Below are 2559 nucleotides of genomic sequence, written 5' to 3'. Positions count from 1 at the left end.
TGCCCGCGCTCGTGCTGCAGAGCCACGTCGACGTCGTGCCGACGGGGGACCTGGACCGGTGGGTCGACCGTGACCCGTGGAGCGGGGTGATCCGCGACGGCGCCGTCCACGGTCGCGGTGCGTGCGACATGAAGGCCGGTGCCGCGGCGAACCTCGCCGTCGTCCGGGCCCTGCGCGCCTCGGGCGTGACGCTGGAGCGACCGATCGCGGTCCACGCGGTGGTGAGCGAGGAGGACGGCGGGCTCGGCGCCTTCGCGACGATGCTGCGGGGCCACCGCGGTGAGGCGGCGGTGATCACCGAGCCGACGAGCGGCCGGGTCGTCACCGCCAACGCGGGCGCCCTGACCTTCGAGCTGCGCGTGCACGGGCTGGCGACGCACGGCAGCTCCCGCCTCGCCGGGCACAGCGCGTTCGAGGCCTTCCTGCCCGTGCACGCCGCGCTCGCCGACCTCGAGCGCGAGCGCAACGCCCGCCCGCACCCGCTCTTGGACGGCAACCCCCTGCCGTACCCGATCTCGATCGGCACCGTCCGCACCGGCGACTGGGCCAGCAGCGTCCCGGACCTGCTGGTCGCCGAGGGCCGCCTGGGGGTCCGGCTCGGCGAGGAGCCGGTCGCCGCGCGCGCGGCCCTCGAGGCCGCGGTCGACGACGCCTGCCGACGGGACGCGTGGCTGCGGGACCACCCGGTCGAGGTCTCGTGGCCCGGCGGCCAGTTCGCCAGCGGGGCCATCGACCCCGCCCACCCGCTGGTGCACGAGGTCCTCGCGTCCGTCCGGGCGGTCGAGGGCCGCGACGCCGCGCTCGGTGCGGCGCCCTACGGGAGCGACCTGCGCCTCTACGCCGGCATGGGCGGCATCCCGACCCTGCACTACGGCCCGGGCGACGTCCGCCTCGCCCACGGCCCGCACGAGCAGGTCGACATCGCCGAGGTCGTCCGGGTGACGCGCTCGCTCGCCGTCCTGGCCGCGCGCCGCTGCGCGGCCCGGGTGTGAGCCGCCGGCCACCCCGGCCCGGGCGTCTCGACCACGGCGAACCGGGCAGACCGTCGCAAGAAGTCACGTCATGAACACCGCGGAGCACGCTCTCAACCGGTGACGCGGCCGCCGGTCGCGCTCACCGGGGAGGCGACATGGGCGACGACGACGTCCGCCGCAGCGGCGCGGCAGGTCGCCGGAGCCTGCCGCTGCACCCCGTGCACGTGTCCCACCGGAGCGTCGACCCCTACCCGCACCAGGTCGCCCCGGCGCGCCGCTGGGCCGTGGAGCAGGCGGGGGAGGCGGGGCTCACCGACCAGGACGCCGCGGCAGTCCTCGAGCTCCTCGCCAGCGAGCTCATCACCAACGCCGTCCGGCACGGCGAGGGGACGGTCGACGTCACCCTCGTCCGCGGCGGCGCCACCCTGCGGATCGCGGTGACCGACGGCGGCCGCGGGCTCCCGGCCCCGGGTGCGCCCGGCGAGGGCTCGGTGACCGGCCGCGGCCTGCTGCTCGTCGCCGCGCTCTCGGACACCTGGGGGGTCGAGCACCCCTCGGGCGGCGGCACGTGCGTGTGGTTCACGGTGCCGACGACGACGGCGCCCGCCCCCGCCGCACCGACCGCGGCCGACGTCCGGGCTCCGCGGACGCTCCCCCACCGCGTCGCCTGAGCGCCGGGGCCGCCCCCGACCGGGATGACCGTGTCGGAGGGCTCGGGCACCATGGCGGGATGAGCGACGTCCTCCCGGCCGACGACGGTCCGCCTGCGGACCCGCGCGAGAGCCTGCCGGACGCGCTGCCCGAGCTCCTGCTCCCGGACGCCGCCGCCTGGCGCGGGTGGCTGGAGGAGCACCACGAGTCCTCGCCCGGCGTCTGGCTCGTCCTGACCAGGAAGGGCGGCACGACGACGTCCCTCACCTACGCCGACGCCCTCGACGAGGCGCTCTGCCTCGGCTGGATCGACGGCCAGCGTCGGGCGCGCGACACCACCACGAGCTACCAGCGGATGACCCCGCGCCGTGCGCGCAGCGTGTGGTCCGCGCGCAACGTGGGGCACGTCGAGCGGCTCGAGCGGGAGGGGCGGATGCGCGAGGCCGGGCGGGCGCAGGTCCGCGCCGCGCAGACCGACGGTCGCTGGGACCGCGCGTACGGCGGCGCCGCGAGCGCCGTCGTCCCAGAGGACCTGGCGGCCGCGATCGCCGCCGAGCCGCGCGCGCAGGCGTGGTTCGACGTGCTGACCTCGACGAACCGCTACGCGCTCGTCTACCGCGTGGAGGATGCGAAGCGCCCCGAGACCCGCGAACGGCGGATCCGTCAGTTCGTCGAGATGCTGAGCCGCGGCGAGACGCCCTACCCGCAGAAGGCCCGCCCCGACTGACGTCCGCACCACCCTGTCCGGACCACGTCCGCGCCACCCCGTCCGGCCGACGTCCGACCGCCGACCGGCCCGATCGACCGGCCCGCCCGACGGGCCCGCCCGACCAGCCTGCTCAGCCGCGGACCGACACCCACCGCGCGGCGCGGACCACCGCGGCGAGGAGGGCCACGCCCCGCCCGTGGACCGCGGGGTCCTCGGCCGCCGTGG

General features: G+C 77.5%; 3 protein-coding genes. All 3 read left to right on the top strand.

Annotated features, from left to right (window positions below; genetic code table 11):
• On the top strand, positions 1-992 hold a 992-nt coding region (locus N866_RS12980), incomplete at its 5' end, for an ArgE/DapE family deacylase (protein ID WP_034226994.1).
• Positions 993-1129: 137 nt separating this feature from the next.
• The gene (locus N866_RS12975; RefSeq protein ID WP_052023025.1) at positions 1130-1645 is read left to right on the top strand and encodes an ATP-binding protein; all 516 of its coding nucleotides are present in this window, start codon (positions 1130-1132) and stop codon (positions 1643-1645) included.
• 113 nt (positions 1646-1758) lie between these two features.
• Complete coding sequence (locus N866_RS12970) at positions 1759-2352, top strand: YdeI/OmpD-associated family protein (protein WP_034226989.1); 594 nt, start codon at positions 1759-1761, stop codon at positions 2350-2352.
• Positions 2353-2559: the final 207 nt, after the last annotated feature.

The sequence above is a fragment of the Actinotalea ferrariae CF5-4 genome (assembly GCF_000603945.1).
In the GTDB taxonomy this organism is placed as follows: domain Bacteria; phylum Actinomycetota; class Actinomycetes; order Actinomycetales; family Cellulomonadaceae; genus Actinotalea; species Actinotalea ferrariae.
Note: the sequence above shows the minus strand (reverse complement) of the source record. Positions and strands in the feature narration are given on the sequence as shown.